Source organism: Celeribacter ethanolicus (assembly GCF_002407265.1).
In the GTDB taxonomy this organism is placed as follows: domain Bacteria; phylum Pseudomonadota; class Alphaproteobacteria; order Rhodobacterales; family Rhodobacteraceae; genus Celeribacter; species Celeribacter ethanolicus.
In genome coordinates, this window is record NZ_CP022196.1 from 3,323,418 (window position 1) to 3,340,769 (window position 17,352).

The following is a 17,352-nucleotide window of genomic DNA, read 5'->3' on the forward strand; positions in this document are numbered from 1 at the left end:
CGAAGGACTTCCGAACATGGCCGATTTCACCGCCAACACGCTGGACGCGACCCGCGCCCATTACATGGCGCTTACCCGTCAGCGTCGCCTCTATGGCGGCATCATGCTTCTGGTTTTCGTCCTTCTTCTGGCAAGCGGGTTCGGCATCGCCAATGACCGAAATGCGGGTGGCTTCCTGCCCGGTCTGCCGCATATTTTCGATTTTCCTGCCGATGTGGTTGCCGAGGCTTGGCAGAAACGCGCGAACCTGCCGGGGCATCTGCGCGATGCGATCCCGGCTCTCATCGAGACCATCAACATTGCCGCCGTGGCGACGCTCACCGGCGCCTGCGGGGCGATTGTGTTGTCGTTGTTCTCGACCCATGGGCTTGCGCCTTGGCCGCGTCTCATTCCGCTGTTTCGCCGGGTGATGGACCTGATGCGGGCGATCCCGGAGATCGTGATCGCGCTTGTGCTGATCTTCGTTCTGGGTGGTGGGCCGGTGCCCGCGGCCATTGCCATCGCCTTTCACACCGTCGGCGCGCTGGGCAAGCTGTTTTCCGAAGTGAACGAAAATGCCGATCAGAAACCGCTCGAAGGGCTCGCTTCCGTCGGCGCGACATGGCCGCAGCGCATGATGCTGGGCCTCGTGCCGCAGGTCGCGCCAAACTGGTTTTCCTATGCTTTGCTGCGCTTCGAAATCAACATCCGTGCCTCCGCGATCCTTGGTTTTGTCGGCGCGGGCGGCATTGGCTACGAACTTAAGAACGCGATCTCTTGGGGGCAGGGCAAGTTTGATGAGGCCGCCGCCGTTTTTATCCTTCTGTTCCTGACCATCGTGTTCTTTGACCAGATGTCCTCCGTGGTGCGCAATCGTCTGACGCATGGCTCGATGAAAGGGCCGAAAAAAGGAGCCGCGCAATGAACTTCGCTGCCAACACGCCCGTTGACATGCACGCCCGCGCCAAGGCGTTGATCGCCCGCAAGCGCGTGCTCGCCTTCGCTCTGCCGCTCATTGCGCTGGCCTATTTCGTTTATATTTTCTTCGCCTTCGATCTGGCGGGGCTGGCCGGTCGGATGCGGTGGGACAATGCGGTGACGCTGGTGTCCGACACCTATAGCTACAAGACCCATGTCGAGCGCAACAACCGCACCGGCGAGATCGAGGTCGCGGTCGAGGGGGAACGCAAGGGCACCTATGACGCCACGAACTATCCCGCTTGGGTCAAGCTCGGCGAAGACGCCGCAGCGATCACGCTCGACGATGGCGGCACCATCGAAATCGCGGGCGATGTGGTGCGCTATGACGTGCCCGGGTTTGGGGTGATCGAAGCGACGCAAAGCCGGGCCGAAGGCGTGACGATCAATCTCGATCCTGCCGCGCTGCCCGACTGGATTTCCTATTCCAACACGCGCCTCATGGTGACCACCGATGCCGCGCGCCTGTCGCTGACCAAAGCCCGCACCGAGGTCTTCGTCTATGAATTCGGCTGGGAGCTGTTCTGGTTCACGCTGGAAAGCCCGTATTACGGTCACAGCATTTCAGACGTCCTTTTCGGTGCGCGCATCGACCCGTCGCGTTCGAACCTGACGGGCGCTTGGCAGGATTTCTGGAACAACGCGATCTGGCGGCATGGCGATACCGCATGGGCGCTGTTCGAAACCGTGCTCATGGCCTTCCTCGGCACTTTCGGCGCAGCCATTATTGCCCTGCCGCTGGCTTTCCTCGCCGCGCGCAATTTCGCGCCGCTGGTGGCGATCCGCATGGCGGCACGCCGTCTCTTCGACTTCCTGCGCGGGGTCGACGGGCTGATCTGGACCATCCTCCTGTCCCGGGCCTTCGGCCCCGGTCCTCTGACCGGCGCTTTGGCGATCCTCTTCACCGACACGGGTTCTTTCGGCAAGCTGTTCTCCGAAGCGTTAGAGAACGTCGATGAGAAACAAATCGAAGGGGTCGCTTCCACCGGCGCGAAACCGCTGCAACGCTACCGCTTCGGGGTGATCCCGCAAATCGTGCCCGTGCTTCTCTCGCAGGTGCTGTATTTCCTCGAATCGAATACCCGCTCCGCCACCATCATCGGCGCGATCACCGGCGGCGGCATCGGGCTTTTGCTGACACAGGCGATGATCACCCAGAAGGACTGGGAAGAGGTCAGCTATTACATCGTTCTCGTGGTGCTTCTGGTCATGGCGATGGACAGTTTCTCCGGCTGGCTGCGGCGCAAGCTGATCAAGGGCGACTGAGTATTTTCGGCACAAAGGAAACGGGAGTTGTGGAAACAGGATTTGTGTCCGGGTTTCCTTTGTGCTCGAAATACTCCAGCCGGAGGCGATCCGACATATCAACAGGTGACACATGCCGAAACTGAGCGCGACCGAAGTCTTTCTGCACGAAGAGGCGGAGGTCCGGAATTCTACCTTCGGGGCCTATTGCGAGGTAGGCAAGGGCGCGCGGGTTTTGAATTCGAGCCTCGGAGATTACTCCTATTGCGAGCAATATTCCGATATTGCCAACACCACGATTGGCAAATTCGCCAATATCGCCGCCTTCACCCGCATCGGCCCGACGGATCATCCCTATCGCAACGCTTCGCTGCATCACTTTCTCTATCGCTCGTCCTATTACTGGGACGACACGGAGGACGATGCCGCGTTTTTCGAGGCCCGTGCGGCGCGGCGCACGGTGATCGGCCATGACACATGGATTGGCCACGGGGCGGTCATCAAGCCGGAAGTGACCATCGGGAATGGGGCCATCGTGGCGTCCGGCGCGGTGGTGACCAAGGATGTGCCGCCTTACATGATCGTCGCGGGCGTGCCTTCTGTGCCGATGCGCCCGCGCTATCCGGACGGCATTGCCGAGCGGATGCAGGCGCTCGGCTGGTGGGATTGGGATCATGCCCGGCTGCGCGCGGCGCTTGGCGATTTTCGCGCGCTTGAGGCCGAAGCCTTCCTCGAAAAATACGAGTGAGCTATTCTGCGGCGAGGCGCAGCTCGCTGCCCACAGACGCCAGCCGTTGCCCGGCCCGACCGCTCAGATAGGCGATGCGCCCGCCGGAGATGGTGACTTCGATCTCACGGGTCTCCGCGTTGATCACCACGACATCGGCGCGTTTGCCCGGGCTCAGCGTGCCGCGATCCTTCAGTTTCATGATCCGCGCCGGGTTGGTCGAGATCAGCGCCCAAGCCCGCGCCAGATCCTTCACGCCCTTGTCGACAAGGGTCCAGGCGGCGGTGGTCAGCGTCGGATAGTGATAATCGGACACCAGCGCATCGCAGAGCCCGCGTTCGATCAGTTTCTGTGCTGAAATATTGCCTGCCTGAGAGCCGCCACGCGCCACGTTCGGCGCGCCCATCAGGACCGGATCGCCCATCGCCTTGGCCGCAGCGGCAGCCTTTTCCGAGATCGGGAATTCCGCGATATGCGCGCCCAGCGCGCGGAATTCCTCGCGGGTTTCCGCATCGGGGTCGTCGTGGCTGCCGTAGAGCACGCCGAGTGTGTCGAAGGCCTTGGCTAGAGCGCAGAGGTGACGCGGCACTTCGGGTTTGCGGTCCTTGGCCTCGCGCAGCACCTTGATGAACTGTTCGGGCGTGCGACCGCCGCGTTTCGCCCAGGCTGCGAATTCCAGCGGCTCCTTCTTGGCGATCTCGATGGCTTCGGGCAGGTGGTTGTTGAATACCACATAGTCGACACCAAACCGCCGGATCGCCGACAAAAGCCGTTCACGGCTGTCGATCATATGGGTTTCGCAGCGGATTTGCAGGCGGATGTCGATGGGGGCATGGGCCTCGAAGGCCTGCATCTCTGCGAGCAATTCTTCGGCATAATCGGGGCCGCGCAACCCGCCCTCCCAGGACCAGCATTGTGCGAACCAGGCCGTTGTCACACCATGAGCCGCGGCATCTCGGGCGGCGGAGGCGAGCCCGGTGCGAATGGGAAAGGGCGCGCGCGGGCGTGGTGCGATATGGCGTTCGAAGGCGTCGCCATGCAGGTCGACGATGCCGGGCAGGATCAGATAACCGCTCAGGTCCACTTCCGGGAAGGCACCTTGGGTAATCCGCCCTTCGGCAATCGAGAGCGGTGCGGCGTGAAACGCGCCGTCGATCAGGACGGATGCACCGGAAAAGCTCAGGGGCGGAAGTACGGACATCGGAATTACCTGCGATACGAAGAGTGGCATTTTACCATTTCAGGTTGAAATACCTGTGTTTTGTATCGCGCAGATGACGTTTCGACACGCTCGGGATGACAGTCCGGCCGTTACGCCGGTCCGGTGTGTCAGTCCGGTGTGACGATGAGCGTGACGTGATCTCCGGCGAACCATGTGATGCCACGTTCGATGGGGATGCCGTCAGGCGTGGTGTTGAGGCTAACCGTGCGCAGAAGCGGATCGCCTTCGCGCAGGCCAAGATGCAACGCCTGTGTCGCAGTGGCGCGTTCGGCGCTGACGCGGGTTTCGGACCGCAGGTAATCCTCGATCCCGATGGAGGCGAGTGCGGCGGTGACCGAGCTGATCTCACGCAAGGCCTCCGTGAGGCCGGGCAGTCGGGCAGCGGGAAAGATCGAGATGAAATGCGCCACGGGGGCGTCGCCCGACAGGGACAGGCCCTCGTAAACCAGAACCTCTGCCCCGGGAGCAAGGTCGAGCGCCATGGCCTCTTTCGTATCGCAGGGACGGGTTTCGATGCGCAGCACCGTCTTGTGCGGCAGGCGGCCTGTGGCACGGATATTCTGATGAAATCGCACGCGCCTGCCGATGGGATAGTCCACCGGCGCGCTCTGGACGAACACGCCCGCACCGCGCCGCGAGCGGGTGATGCCGCGTTCTGTGAGATCGGAAAGCGCATGGCGTACCGTATGGCGATTAACTCCGAATCGTGCCGAAAGCTCCGCTTCGGTGGGGAGCTTGTCGCCGGGGCGATAATGCCCCTTGGCGATTTCCTCGGAGAGGGTTTCGGCGATGGATTTCCAGACCGGTGTGCGTGGCATGAGCGTTTCGTCACCAAAATTTCACGATTTTTCCCTTGCCGAGACGCGAGGGATCGGCAATGATTTGTCTAGTTGTATAGTATTTTAGACAACTCCGCAAGCTGTCTAGATGAGACTAGATGAGAAAGGTGGCGGCGATGGGCAAACCCGAAACTGCACTCTCCCCGGACCAGAAGGCGCGCAAGGCGTGGATGGGGCTTTTGGCCAAATCCGACGCCGCGCTTTTGGCTGAACGGATGGTCGAGATGGCCGATCTTCCCGGTTTTGAGTGGCTGCGGCGTCCCGAAGTGGGCGGTGTCATGGTGCGCGGGCGTATGGGCGGCACGGGCGCGCCGTTCAATCTGGGCGAAATGACTGTGACGCGATGCTCTCTGCGGCTGGCAACGGGCGAAGTCGGCCATGGCTATGCGCAAGGGCGTGACAAGCGGCAGGCGGAGCAGGCGGCGCTGGTCGATGCGCTGATGCAAGGGGCGCGGGCCGAAGCGGTGCGAGAGGCCGTTCTGGCACCGTTGGAAGCGGCTCAGGTCGCGGCCCGTAGCGCACGCGCCGCGAAAGCCGCTGCGACGAAAGTGGATTTCTTTACGATGGTCCGGGGAGAGGACTGATGCCGGCAAGACAGATGAGTGAACAAAGTCTGATCGGTGCTTTCGAGACCCCGCCGCAAGACGCCGCACGTGCCTTTCGCGCCGCTTTGGAGGCTCTCGCGCGCCCCGGCACGCTGCATGGGATCAAGGGCGGCCAAGCGCCTGCGCCTGTGTCCGAAGCGGCGGCGAGCCTTTTGCTGACGCTTTGCGACCCGGAAACCCCGCTCTGCCTGATGGGGGCGCACGACACGCGGGAAATCCGCGACTGGATCGCCTTTCAAATCGGCGCGCCCATCGTCGGCCCCGCGAAAGCCATGTTCGCGCTGGGCACTTGGGATGCGTTGCAGCCAGTGACAGTTTTCCCCATCGGCACGGCGGAATATCCTGACCGGTCGACGACGCTGATCGTCGAAATGGAGACGTTGTCTCAGGACGGTGCGCAGCTCACGGGGCCGGGGATTGAAACCACGGCCAGCCTCTCTTTGCCCGCGCTGGAACCGTTTCAGAAGAACGCCATGCTCTTTCCGCTGGGCCTCGATTTCTATTTCACCTCGGGCACGCAGATCGCAGGTCTGCCGCGCTCAACCAAAGTGGAGGCCAACTGATGTATGTTGCCGTCAAAGGGGGCGAGCGCGCCATCGATAATGCGCATGCTTGGTTGGCCGAAGAGCGCCGGGGCGATGTGACGGTTGCGGAACTCACCGTGCCGCAAATCCGTGAACAGCTGGCGCTGGCCGTCAATCGGGTGATGACCGAAGGCTCGCTTTACGATCCCGATCTGGCCGCTCTGGCGATCAAGCAATCGCGCGGCGATCTGATTGAAGCGATTTTCCTCATTCGCGCCTACCGGACGACCCTGCCGCGCATCGGTCATTCGCACCCGGTGGAGACCGACAAAATGGCTTGTGACCGGCGGGTGTCGGCGACGTTCAAGGACGTGCCGGGCGGGCAGGTGCTTGGCCCGACCTTCGATTACACGCACCGCTTGCTGAATTTCAAATTGATGGCGGAGGGCGAGGTGCCGGAGGCCGTCGAGGCTGAGCCCCGGATTGAGCCGACCCCGCATGTGACGTCTTTTCTGAACAAGGAAGGCCTGATCCAGACCGAAGCCGAGGGGGAAGACACTCCGCCGGACCTGACCCGCGAGCCTCTGGAATTGCCCGCCAACCGCGCGCTGCGGTTGCAGGCGCTGACCCGTGGCGATGAGGGGTTCATCCTGTCGATGGCCTATTCCACCCAGCGCGGCTACGGCAACAGCCATGCGTTTGTGGGCGAGCTGCGCATCGGCAAGGTGGCGGTCGAGATGGACATCCCCGAACTGGGCTTTGCCATCGAGATTGGTGAGGTCGAGTTGACCGAATGCGAAACCGTGAACAAATTCGCAGGCTCGAAAGTCGAGCCGCCGCAGTTCACGCGCGGCTATGGGCTGACCTTTGGTCAGACGGAGCGCAAGGCGATTTCCATGGCGCTGGTCGACCGCTCGCTGCGCTCGAAGGAGCTGGGCGTCGAGGTCTCGAACTCGCCTGCGCATGACGAGGAATTCGTCCTGTATCATTGTGACAACATTCAGGCGACCGGATTTCTCGAACATATCAAATTGCCACACTATGTGGATTTTCAATCCGAAATGGAACTGGTCCGAAAAATGCGCGCGGAGATCGCGAGCGCAAGTGCGAAAGAGGCGGCAGAATGAGCGACTACAATTTCGCCTATCTCGACGAGCAAACCAAACGGATGATCCGCCGCGCGATCCTGAAAGGGATTGCTGTGCCGGGCTATCAGGTGCCGTTTGCCTCGCGCGAAATGCCGATGCCTTACGGTTGGGGGACGGGGGGCGTGCAGGTCTCTGCCGCCTGTTTGATGCCAGAAGATACACTAAAGGTGATCGACCAGGGCGCGGATGACACGACCAATGCCGTCTCGATCCGCAAGTTTTTCGAGAAGACCGCCGAGATCGCGGTGACCGAAAAAACCCGCGAAGCGACGGTCATTCAGACCCGTCACCGCATTCCCGAGGAGCCGCTCAAAGAGGGGCAGATCCTCGTCTATCAGGTGCCGATCCCGGAACCGCTGCGTTTTCTGGAGCCGCGCGAGACCGAGACGCGCAAGATGCATGCGCTCGAAGAATACGGGCTGATGCATGTGAAGCTTTACGAAGACATCGCCAAACACGGCCATATCGCCACCTCCTACGCCTATCCGGTGAAGGTCGAAGGGCGCTATGTGATGGACCCGTCGCCGATCCCGAAATTCGACAATCCGAAGATGGAAATGGCGGCGATTCAACTCTTTGGCGCCGGGCGCGAACAACGCATCTACGCCGTGCCGCCTTACACCAAGGTCGTCAGTCTCGATTTCGAAGATCATCCGTTTGATCCCTCAAAAGCCAACCATCCCTGCGATCTCTGCGGAGCGGAGCACACCTATCTCGATGAGGTGATCATCGACGATGATGGCGGGCGGATGTTCGTCTGTTCCGACACCGATTATTGCGCCGAGCGGCAGGCCATGGGCCATCGCGGGCGCTTGTCCCCGGAGGCCGCAGAATGACGATCCAACCGCTTCTTTCCGTCAAAGACATCCGCAAAACCTACGGCGGTCGGATCGGCTGCACCGATGTGTCCTTCGATCTCTACCCCGGCGAGGTGATGGGCATCGTGGGCGAATCCGGCTCCGGCAAATCGACGCTTTTGAACTGTATGGCGGGGCACTTGCCGCCCGACAGCGGGCAGGTTCTGTTCGACACCCGTGACCGAGGCATGGTCGACACGCTCACCATGTCCGAACCCGAACGCCGGATGCTGTCGCGCACGGATTGGGCCTTTGTCCATCAACACGCGCGCGACGGGCTGCGCATGGGGGTCTCTGCGGGCGGCAATGTCGGCGAGCGGCTCATGGCGATCGGCGCGCGGCATTACGGCAATATCCGCACGCAGGCCATCGACTGGCTGGACCGGGTCGAGATCAATGAGGACCGGGTGGACGACAAACCCAGCGCGTTTTCCGGCGGGATGCAGCAGCGCCTGCAAATCGCGCGGAACCTTGTGACGGGGCCGCGGCTTGTCTTTATGGACGAGCCGACCGGGGGCTTGGACGTCTCGGTGCAGGCGCGCCTGCTCGACCTCCTTCGGGGGCTTGTACGGGAAATGGGATTGTCGGCGATCATCGTCACTCATGACCTTGCTGTTGTTCGTCTTTTGGCGGATCGTCTGATGGTTATGAAATCCGGCCATGTCGTGGAACATGGCCTGACCGATCAGGTGCTCGATGACCCGCAACATGCCTATACCCAGCTTCTTGTGTCCTCTGTTTTGCAGGTGTGACACATGATTTTCGCCTATCGACCCACTGAGACAGGCCTTGAGAGATTGCCCCCGGAGGGCGATCCGACCGGGCACCTGTCCGCGGCGCTGTGGATTGATCTGCTCAGCCCGCAACCGGCGCAGGTTGCGGCTGTGGAGGCGCTTGGGATTTCCGTGCCGACGCTTGCGGATATGCAGGAGATCGAGGTGTCGAACCGGCTTTATCGCGATGGCGACACCGAGGTGTTGACCATCGTTCTGCCGGGGCTCGACCGCAACAAGGAGCCGTCTTTCGGCCCCGTTGCCTTTCTGATCACGCCGGAGCGGTTGTTTACGGTGCGCTATCATACGCCGCGCCCCTTCGAGACCTTTGCGGCGCACGCCGCGCAATCGAGCGCAGGCTATGCCGGGCGAAGGCGGGTGTTTCTGAGCCTGATCGAAGAGATCATCGCCCGCATCGCCGACCTGATGGAAGGCGTTGGCGTGGCGCTCGATCAGCAATCGCATATCGCCTTCCGCGACCCCGAACCGCGCGGCGATGAATTGGCCGATGCGCTTCGGGCGCTGGGCAAACAAAGCGAGCAGGTGGCGAAATACCGGCATGCGCTTTTGACCGTCGAGCGGGCTTTGTCGAGCTTTGGGTTGGGTCTTGTCGAGGACAAGGACAAGGGGCTGACCACGATCCTCAAGGCGCAGGTCAAGGATTGTCAGGCGCTCACCGTGCATGGCGATTTCCTCTCAGGGCGGATCGCTCAGCTTACCGATGTTGTGCTCGGCCTCATCAATTTGGAGCAAAGCGACACAAGCCGCATTCTGTCGGTTGTGGCGGTTCTGTTCCTGCCGCCGACGCTGGTCGCGTCTGTCTATGGCATGAACTTTCCCTTCATCCCCGGCCTTGAACATCCGCATGGCTATCTCATCGCCTCGGCGCTGATGTTCGGTTCGGCGCTGGGGACTTATCTTCTCTCGAAATGGAAAAACTGGCTGTAATCCCATGACCCAAACGCTGCCCCAAACGCGTCCGATGATCCGGATTGAAGACGTCTCGAAATCCTTCACCCTGCACAATCAGGGCAGCGCCGTGATCCCCGTCATGCAGGGGGCGACGTTCGATGTCATGCCCGGCGAATGCGTGGCGCTCACGGGCAATTCGGGGGCGGGCAAGTCGACGCTGATGCGGATGATTTACGGCAATTACCTCTCGGCCTCCGGGCATATCTGGGTGGGCGAGACGGATGTCGCCACCGCCGAGCCGCGCGAGATCATCGCGCTGCGCCGGGCAACTTTGGGCTATGTCTCGCAATTCCTGCGCGTCGTGCCGCGTGTGCCCACATTGGAGGTGGTGGCGGAGCCGCTCCTGACCGTTGGTGTCGATAAAGAGGTGGCCTTTGCCAAGGCGCGCGATCTTCTGTCCCGGCTCAATATCCCCGAAACGCTCTGGGGCCTGTCGCCTACGACATTCTCGGGCGGTGAGCAGCAGCGCGTGAACATCGCGCGCGGTTTTGCCCATGACTATCCGGCGATGCTGTTGGATGAACCGACCGCCTCTCTCGATGCGACCAATCGCGAAACGGTTCTGTCGCTGATCGAAGAGGCCAAAGCGCGCGGGGCGGCGATCATCGGGATTTTCCACGATGCTCCGGCCCGTGAACGGGTCGCAGATCGGGAGATCAATGTTTCGGCCTTTACGCCTGCGAAGGCGGCCTGAGCCGTGGTCGGGCGTCTTTATGCCGTGGTCGGGCCGTCCGGCGTGGGCAAGGATACGTTGATCGAAGCGGCGCTTGAGCGGCGTGGCGATCTCGCCGTGGCGAAACGCGTGATCACCCGTCCCACAGAGGCGGGCGGGGAAGATTTCGAAGGCGTCACAGTCGAGGAATTTGACCGGCGTGTCGCGGCCGGAGACTTCGCGCTCCATTGGGAGGCGCATGGGCTGAAATACGGTGTGCCGATCTCGATTGATGCGGCGCTGAGCGAAGGGCGCGATGTGCTTTTTAACGGTTCGCGCGCGATCCTGCCGGAGGCCTATGCGCTTTATCCCAATATGGGCGTCCTGCTGATCACCGCTTCGCCGGAGGTTTTGACCAGTCGGCTCGCGGCGCGCGGGCGAGAAAGCCGGGCGGAGATTGAAAAACGTCTGGCGCGCGCGGGCTATGACATCGCGCCGGGTCTGCCGGTGCGGCGTATCAACAATGACGGAGCGCTGGACGCGGCGGTGGACGCATTCCTCGCGGCGCTTCAGCCCGAAAGCGTATAGCGGTGCAAAAGATGAAACCGGCCATCCTCCGCCTCCCCGAAGAGGCACAGATCCTCGATGCGGAAGGGGTGGGGCAGAAGCGGCGCGAGCGCAGGCTCCAGCGCGGCTTTGACGGCTTCGGCCTCTTCGATGGAAAGCTTGCCGGTCAGCGTGAGGTGGAATTTGAATTCCTCCATCACATAGGGATAGCCCCATTGCGTCAAAAGCGCGTTCTGCCGCTCCGAAAGCCCCGCCGACCGGCGACGCGCCAGTTCGGTCTCAGAAGGCTGCGCGCGATGCGGATCGAGCGTGGCGACGATTTCGCCTGCAAGAAATTCCAAGGGCGTCAGATCGCCCACGGGGGTGAGCGCGAAAAACCCGCCGATGCGGGTGAGCGCCAGCCCCTCCATCTCGATGGGCTTATGGACGGCGGCAAACCCCGCGAGATCGGCCATCAATTCGGCGCGCGTGCCGGTCAGGCGAAACGGTGGCTTGAGCGTGCCATGAAACCCGTATTTGCGCGGGGCTTCGGTGATCTCGCGGATCGGCGCGGGCAGGCCCTCGATTGCGGGGTGCGGCAACTCGATGCCCTCAAACGCATCCCAGCCCAGCCAATGGGCGCAAAATTCGGCAAACGGCCCCGGAGCGGGGGCGTAATAGACCGCGTATCTTTTGAATTCATCCATGGCGTTGCTCCTACCCGGTCCCTGTCACATCCGTGTGACATAGATCGGGCAGGCAGACGCCGCTGACAAGGACGATGTGATGACCGACTTTACTTTGACCAATGCACGGATCGTTTTGGAGACGGAGGTGATCCAGGGTACCCTGCGTGTCGAGAATGGCAAGATTGCCGATGTGAGCGCGGGCGGCACGTCTGTCGTGGGCGCGATTGATGCGGGGGGCGATATGGTGATCCCTGGTTTGATCGAGCTGCACACCGACAATCTTGAGCGTCATATCGAACCGCGTCCCAAGGTCGACTGGCCGCATCAGGCGGCGATCATCGCCCATGACGCCGAACTGGCTTCGGTCGGGATCACCACGGTGTTCGATGCGATGCGCGTGGGGTCGATCCATACGCGCGGCGATGCGGGCTATGGCAAATACGCGCGCAACCTGTCGCGCGAGGTGATGCATCTGCGCGATCTCGGCGCTTTGAAGATCAGCCATTTCCTGCATCTCAGGGCAGAGATTTGTTCGGAGACCTTGGAGGCTGAGATGGCCGAGTTCGGTCCGGAGGATCGGGTGGGTCTCGTGTCCTTGATGGATCACACGCCGGGGCAGCGGCAGTTTCGCGACATCGAAAAGCTGCGCGACTATGTGCAAAAGAAACGCGGCATGTCGAATGCCGAGTTCGACGACCATGTGAACCACCTCTACGAACTGCGCGACACCTATGCCGTGCGCCACGAGGCGGCGGCCGTGGCCGAAGCGAAACGCTATGGCGCGGTTCTGGCCAGCCATGACGACACCACGGCGGAGCATGTCGAGGTCTCGCGTCAGCATGGCGTGCGTGTGGCGGAATTCCCGACCACGATTGAGGCGGCGCAGGCCTGCAAACTCCACGGCATCGCCGCGATGATGGGCGCGCCGAACCTGATTCGGGGCGGGTCGCACTCGGGCAATGTCGCGGCGCATGAGCTGGCAGAGCGGGGGCTTTTGGACATCGTGTCTTCGGACTATGTGCCCTCGGCGCTGATGTCTTCGGCGATGCTTCTGGCGGATTTGTGGGACGACATCCCGCGCGCCATCGCCACCGTCACAGCGAACCCTGCCGAGGCGGTGGGGCTCTCGGATCGCGGACGCATCGCGCCGGGGCTTCATGCCGATCTGGTGCGCATCGCGCGGATCGAAGGAATGCCGGTGATTCGAGGCGTCTGGTCGCACGGGCGTCAGGTCGGCTGAGCGCTCTGGCGATGTGAAACAGGGGCAGGGTGTTTCCACCTTGCCTTTTTTGTCATTTCGGTGTGCCCGTTTGCATAAAACTTAGGCAGGTCTTGCTGCGACTGCGAGGGGTTTTGGGACAAGCCCAGCAATTCCGTCTTGTTTCACACCGGCGATCCCCTAGAAGATTATCCGTAACGAGCCATGCGCTCGCATGTCGCAAGGGCGCGACATGACCGACATCGCCACCCCGCGTGGCCCGCAGCAACGGCGCTGCATTCTCACCAAAAGACAATCTGGTTCAATACGAACCGTGTTCTGAGAGGACGTGCCGTTATGACTGAACACACTCATAAGCAGAAACTTGTTATCGTTGGCAACGGGATGGCGCCGGGCCGGATGCTTGAGCATCTGTTCGAAGCGACCGACCAATACGATGTGACCATCTTCAACGCCGAGCCGCGTGTGAACTACGACCGCATCATGCTCTCGCCGGTTCTGTCGGGCGAAAAGACCTATGCCGACATCATCATCCATGGCGAAGGCTGGTATGCCGAACATGGCATCACGCTACATCAGGGAGACAAGATCACCGAGATTCGCCGTCATGAGCGTAAGGTGATCTCCGAGACAGGCATTGTCGCCGAGTATGACAAGCTGGTCATCGCCACCGGATCGACCCCTTTCATCATTTCGGTGCCGGGATCGGATCTGCCGGGCGTGTTGGCCTACCGCGATCTCGATGACTCCGACGGTATGATTAAAGCTGCCGAAAAGGGCGGGCGCGCTGTGGTGATCGGTGGCGGTCTTTTGGGGCTTGAGGCCGCCGCAGGTCTGAAACTGCGCGGTATGGAGGTGACTGTCATTCACCTGATGCCGACCCTGATGGAGCGTCAGCTCGACACCGCAGCCGGGTATCTTTTGCAAAAAGAACTGGAATCGCGCGGCATCGAAGTGCTCTGCGAAGCGAACACCAAACAGATCCTCGGCTCCGACAAAGTCGAGGGGGTGGAGCTTGCCGACGGGCGTGTGATCGACGCCTCCCTCGTGGTCATGGCCGTCGGGATCCGCCCTAACACGCAGCTTGCCAAAGAGGCAGGGCTTGAGGTCAATCGCGGCATCGTCACCGATGCGACGATGAAGACCTCCGATCCGAATATCTATTCCGTTGGGGAATGCGTCGAAGTGGGCGGTATGGTCTATGGCCTTGTCGCGCCGCTTTACCGCATGGCGAAAGTGGCCGCCGAGCATCTTGCCGGGGCATCGGAGGCAGCTTTCGCACATGCAGAGACGCCGACGAAACTCAAAGTCACCGGCTGTGATCTCTACTCCGTCGGCGATTTCGCCGAAGGCGAGGGGCGCGAAGACATCGTGCTGCGCGATGCGATGCGCGGCACCTACAAGCGCGTGATCCTCAAGGACAACAAAGTGATCGGCGCGGTGCTTTACGGCGATGTCGCGGATGGCGCTTGGTACAACCAGATGCTGATTTCGGGCGAAGATGTCACCGAGATGCGCGAGACGCTGATCTTTGGGCAGGCCTATCAGGGCGGCGGTCAGGTCGATCCGTTGGCGGCGGTGGCGAACCTGCCGGACGACGCGGAGATTTGCGGCTGCAACGGCATCACCAAAGGCATGATCGTCGCAGCGATCAAGGACAAGGGTCTGACGACGCTTGCCGAAGTGCGCGCCCACACCAAAGCCTCTGCCTCCTGCGGCACCTGTACCGGCCTCGTCGAGGGCGTTATGGGCGTGACCCTTGGCGACGATTTCAAAATCCCCGAAGCGCAGGGCATTTGCGGCTGCACCACCCATGGTCACGGCTATATCCGCCGGATGATCAAGGCGAAGGGCCTCAAATCCATTCCGGCGGTGATGCAGGAGCTGGAATGGTCCACGCCTGAGGGCTGTGCCAAATGCCGCCCGGCGCTGAACTACTATCTCGTGGCGGACTGGCCGGGCGAGTACAAAGACGACCAGCAGTCGCGCTTCATCAACGAACGTGTCCACGCCAACATCCAGAAAGACGGCACTTATTCCGTCGTGCCGCGGATGTTCGGGGGCATCACCACGCCGGATGAGCTGCGCCTGATCGCGGATGTGGCGGATCGTTACAATATCCCGACCGTCAAGGTGACCGGCGGTCAGCGGATCGACTTGCTCGGCGTCAAGAAAGAAGACCTGATCCCGGTTTGGGCCGATCTCAACGCGGCGGGCATGGTTTCGGGCGCGGCCTATGCGAAGGGTCTGCGCACGGTGAAAACCTGTGTCGGGACGGATTGGTGCCGCTTTGGCACGCAGGACTCGACGGGTTTGGGCATCAAACTGGAGAAAGCGCTCTGGGGCGCGTGGTCTCCGGCAAAACTCAAGCTCGCGGTCACCGGCTGTCCGCGCAACTGTGCCGAGGCGACCTGCAAGGACATCGGCATCATCTGCGTCGATAGCGGTTACGAGATCGTCTACGGCGGCGCGGCGGGTCTGCACATCCAAGGCACCACCGTGTTGGGCAAAGTCGCGACCGAAGACGAGGTCATGGAGACAGTTTGCGCGCTGACGCAATACTACCGAGAAACCGGGTTCTACCTTGAACGGATTTACAAATGGGCAGACCGGATCGGTTACGACCATATTCGCGAGGTGATCTACGACAATCTCGAGGCGCGCAAAGAATACGCAGACCGCTTCGCCTTCTCGCAGATATTCGCGCAGATCGACCCTTGGGCCGAACGTGTCGCGGGCGTCGAAGCCCATGAATTCAAACCCATGGCCACCCTCAATCTGGAGGCAGCAGAATGAACATGCAGACGAAAACCTGGATTGAAGTCGGAGCTCTGAACGATATTCCGCGTCAAGGCGCGCGCTGTGTGAAAAACGGCGAGATGACCATCGCCATCTTTCGCACCACGGACGACCGCCTGTTCGCCCTCGAAGATAAATGCCCGCACAAAAACGGGCCGCTGAGCGACGGCATCGTGCACGATGGCTGTGTCACATGCCCGCTGCACAATTGGGTGATTTCACTTGAAACCGGGGCCGCGCAAGGTGCCGACGAGGGGGTGAGCCTGACCTTCCCGGTCAAACTGGTCGGCGAGACCGTGTTTCTCGGTCTCTGATCGTTTCCAGCCGCGATCCTCCGTCAACCGGGTGCCCCGATGCACATGATCGCAGAGCCTCGCCCGCGGGCGGGGCTTTTCGCGACCGGGGCGATCGTAGGGCGGTCGCTTTTGGTGCGTATCGGGTACAGGTCGACGTACAGTCACAAATTGACGTTTCTGTCATTTGTGATTCCTGTGCGAAGAAAGGCATGATAGTCAAAGCCATACCTGTGACCCATTGCGAGTCCGTCCCGAGAAAGGCCGATCCGATGCTTCCTTCCCGCTCCATTTTCACATTCCTTCTGATCGCTGCGCTGGGAGCGGGAATTTCCCCCGCTTTGGCGGAAAGCCGGTTCGACACGCTGCTCGAAAAATTCGGCAAGTCGAATGGCGAGGAGGGCATCTACAGTTCCAATGGCCGGATCGAGGCGCAGACCGTCGATGTGGCGACGAAATACGCGGGCCGTATCGACAGCGTGACGGCGGAAGAGGGCGATCTTCTGGCGGCGGGCGATGTGATCGCACAGATGGGGACGGCGGATGCCAATGCCAAGCTCAACGCCGCCAAGGCCGCCGTGCTGCGCGCCAATGCCGGGCTGACCGTGGCGCAGGCCACGTTGATGCAGGCGGAAAGCGCGCTCTCCGTGACGCAGACGACCTATGATCGGGTGGTGAAGCTGCGTGAAACCGGCACAGCGCCGCAAAGCTCGCTCGATGATGCCACCAACGCGCTCAACAGTGCCAAGGCGACGGTCGAGATGGCCAGGGCACAGATCGAGGATGCCAAGGCCACCATCGCGGCGGCGGAGGCGGATCGGGAACAGGTGCAGCTCGCCCTCGACGACCTGACCATCACCGCGCCGCTCCGGGGCCGGGTGCTCTATCGCCTGCATGAGCCGGGTGAAGTGATCGATGCGGGCTATCCGGTCGTCACCATGCTCGATCTGAGCAATGTCTACATGAACATCTATCTGCCCGCGACGGCGGTCGGCACCCTGTCAGTGGGGGACGAGGCGCGGCTGATCCTCGATCCGATTTCCGATTACGTGGTGCCCGCGACGATCACCTTCATCTCGCCCCAGTCGCAATTCACGCCGAAGAATGTCGAGACTCAGGAACAGCGCGAGGAGCTTGTGTTCCGGGTGAAATTGTCTGTGCCGCGTGCCCTTCTGGCGCAATACGAGAGCCTGATCAAAAGCGGTGTGCGCGGCATCGGGTTCGTACGCAGCCGCACGGATGTGGACTGGCCGGAGCATCTGACCGTCAACGTGCCGGAGTAACC

Annotated in this window: 18 protein-coding genes; 15 read left to right on the top strand and 3 right to left on the bottom strand. The window is 61.6% G+C overall.

The window, feature by feature from the left end; all coding sequences use genetic code 11:
- Positions 1–16: 16 nt before the first annotated feature.
- The 3 genes from phnE (CEW89_RS16350) to CEW89_RS16360 all read left to right on the top strand — a co-directional run bounded on the left by phnE (CEW89_RS16350) (position 17) and on the right by CEW89_RS16360 (position 2,950).
- Positions 17–904 (top strand): phosphonate ABC transporter, permease protein PhnE, encoded by an 888-nt coding sequence (gene phnE, locus CEW89_RS16350; RefSeq protein ID WP_096806610.1) that lies wholly within the window; start codon positions 17–19, stop codon positions 902–904.
- On the top strand, positions 901–2,223 hold the full coding sequence (gene phnE / locus CEW89_RS16355) for a phosphonate ABC transporter, permease protein PhnE (protein WP_096806611.1): 1,323 nt from the start codon (positions 901–903) through the stop codon (positions 2,221–2,223). Before phnE (CEW89_RS16350) ends, phnE (CEW89_RS16355) begins: the two co-directional genes overlap by 4 nt.
- A 112-nt stretch (positions 2,224–2,335) precedes the next feature.
- Positions 2,336–2,950 carry an LbetaH domain-containing protein gene (locus tag CEW89_RS16360; protein WP_096806612.1) on the top strand — a complete coding sequence of 205 codons (615 nt, stop codon included), beginning with the start codon at positions 2,336–2,338 and terminating at the stop codon, positions 2,948–2,950.
- Position 2,951: 1 nt separating this feature from the next.
- Here the strand turns inward: CEW89_RS16360 and CEW89_RS16365 are convergent, their stop codons facing one another.
- Positions 2,952–4,130 carry an alpha-D-ribose 1-methylphosphonate 5-triphosphate diphosphatase gene (locus tag CEW89_RS16365; protein ID WP_096806613.1) on the bottom strand — a complete coding sequence of 393 codons (1,179 nt, stop codon included), beginning with the start codon at positions 4,128–4,130 and terminating at the stop codon, positions 2,952–2,954.
- 128 nt (positions 4,131–4,258) lie between these two features.
- Entirely contained in the window at positions 4,259–4,969 is a 711-nt protein-coding gene (phnF, locus tag CEW89_RS16370; protein WP_066701886.1) for a phosphonate metabolism transcriptional regulator PhnF, read from the bottom strand.
- 137 nt (positions 4,970–5,106) lie between these two features.
- Here phnF and phnG point away from each other — a divergent pair, with 137 nt between their 5' ends.
- From phnG to phnN, 8 genes are read left to right on the top strand one after another with little or no spacing between them, the layout of a single operon-like run.
- Positions 5,107–5,574, top strand: a complete 468-nt coding sequence (gene phnG / locus CEW89_RS16375; protein WP_066702183.1) for a phosphonate C-P lyase system protein PhnG — start codon at positions 5,107–5,109, stop codon at positions 5,572–5,574.
- Positions 5,575–5,588: 14 nt separating this feature from the next.
- Positions 5,589–6,158, top strand: a complete 570-nt coding sequence (gene phnH, locus CEW89_RS16380; RefSeq protein WP_096807277.1) for a phosphonate C-P lyase system protein PhnH — start codon at positions 5,589–5,591, stop codon at positions 6,156–6,158.
- The gene (locus CEW89_RS16385; protein WP_096806614.1) at positions 6,158–7,246 is read left to right on the top strand and encodes a carbon-phosphorus lyase complex subunit; all 1,089 of its coding nucleotides are present in this window, start codon (positions 6,158–6,160) and stop codon (positions 7,244–7,246) included. Before phnH ends, CEW89_RS16385 begins: the two co-directional genes overlap by 1 nt.
- Positions 7,243–8,103 (top strand): alpha-D-ribose 1-methylphosphonate 5-phosphate C-P-lyase PhnJ, encoded by an 861-nt coding sequence (locus CEW89_RS16390; RefSeq protein WP_096806615.1) that lies wholly within the window; start codon positions 7,243–7,245, stop codon positions 8,101–8,103. Before CEW89_RS16385 ends, CEW89_RS16390 begins: the two co-directional genes overlap by 4 nt.
- Positions 8,104–8,105: 2 nt before the next feature.
- A complete protein-coding gene (gene phnK / locus CEW89_RS16395) occupies positions 8,106–8,876 on the top strand; it encodes a phosphonate C-P lyase system protein PhnK (RefSeq protein WP_096807278.1) in 771 nt (256 codons plus the stop codon).
- A gap of 3 nt (positions 8,877–8,879) precedes the next feature.
- A complete protein-coding gene (locus CEW89_RS16400; RefSeq protein ID WP_096806616.1) occupies positions 8,880–9,845 on the top strand; it encodes a CorA family divalent cation transporter in 966 nt (321 codons plus the stop codon).
- 34 nt (positions 9,846–9,879) lie between these two features.
- Entirely contained in the window at positions 9,880–10,563 is a 684-nt protein-coding gene (phnL, locus tag CEW89_RS16405; RefSeq protein WP_066702177.1) for a phosphonate C-P lyase system protein PhnL, read from the top strand.
- Between the two features lie 3 nt (positions 10,564–10,566).
- Complete coding sequence (gene phnN / locus CEW89_RS16410) at positions 10,567–11,109, top strand: phosphonate metabolism protein/1,5-bisphosphokinase (PRPP-forming) PhnN (protein WP_066701877.1); 543 nt, start codon at positions 10,567–10,569, stop codon at positions 11,107–11,109.
- On the opposite strand, the gene CEW89_RS16415 is transcribed toward phnN, so the two are convergent.
- On the bottom strand, positions 11,091–11,774 hold the full coding sequence (locus CEW89_RS16415; protein WP_096806617.1) for a DUF1045 domain-containing protein: 684 nt from the start codon (positions 11,772–11,774) through the stop codon (positions 11,091–11,093). The genes phnN and CEW89_RS16415 overlap by 19 nt on opposite strands.
- 79 nt (positions 11,775–11,853) lie before the next feature.
- Between CEW89_RS16415 and CEW89_RS16420 the strand changes: the two genes are divergently transcribed.
- The 4 genes from CEW89_RS16420 (at position 11,854) to CEW89_RS16435 (ending at position 17,350) form a co-directional block, all read left to right on the top strand.
- Entirely contained in the window at positions 11,854–12,996 is a 1,143-nt protein-coding gene (locus tag CEW89_RS16420; protein ID WP_096806618.1) for an alpha-D-ribose 1-methylphosphonate 5-triphosphate diphosphatase, read from the top strand.
- Between the two features lie 315 nt (positions 12,997–13,311).
- Positions 13,312–15,771 carry a nitrite reductase large subunit NirB gene (gene nirB / locus CEW89_RS16425; RefSeq protein ID WP_096806619.1) on the top strand — a complete coding sequence of 820 codons (2,460 nt, stop codon included), beginning with the start codon at positions 13,312–13,314 and terminating at the stop codon, positions 15,769–15,771.
- Complete coding sequence (gene nirD, locus CEW89_RS16430) at positions 15,768–16,088, top strand: nitrite reductase small subunit NirD (protein WP_081423728.1); 321 nt, start codon at positions 15,768–15,770, stop codon at positions 16,086–16,088. The genes nirB and nirD overlap by 4 nt, the downstream gene beginning before the upstream one ends.
- Positions 16,089–16,339: 251 nt before the next feature.
- A complete protein-coding gene (locus CEW89_RS16435; RefSeq protein ID WP_096806620.1) occupies positions 16,340–17,350 on the top strand; it encodes an HlyD family secretion protein in 1,011 nt (336 codons plus the stop codon).
- Positions 17,351–17,352 lie beyond the last annotated feature (2 nt).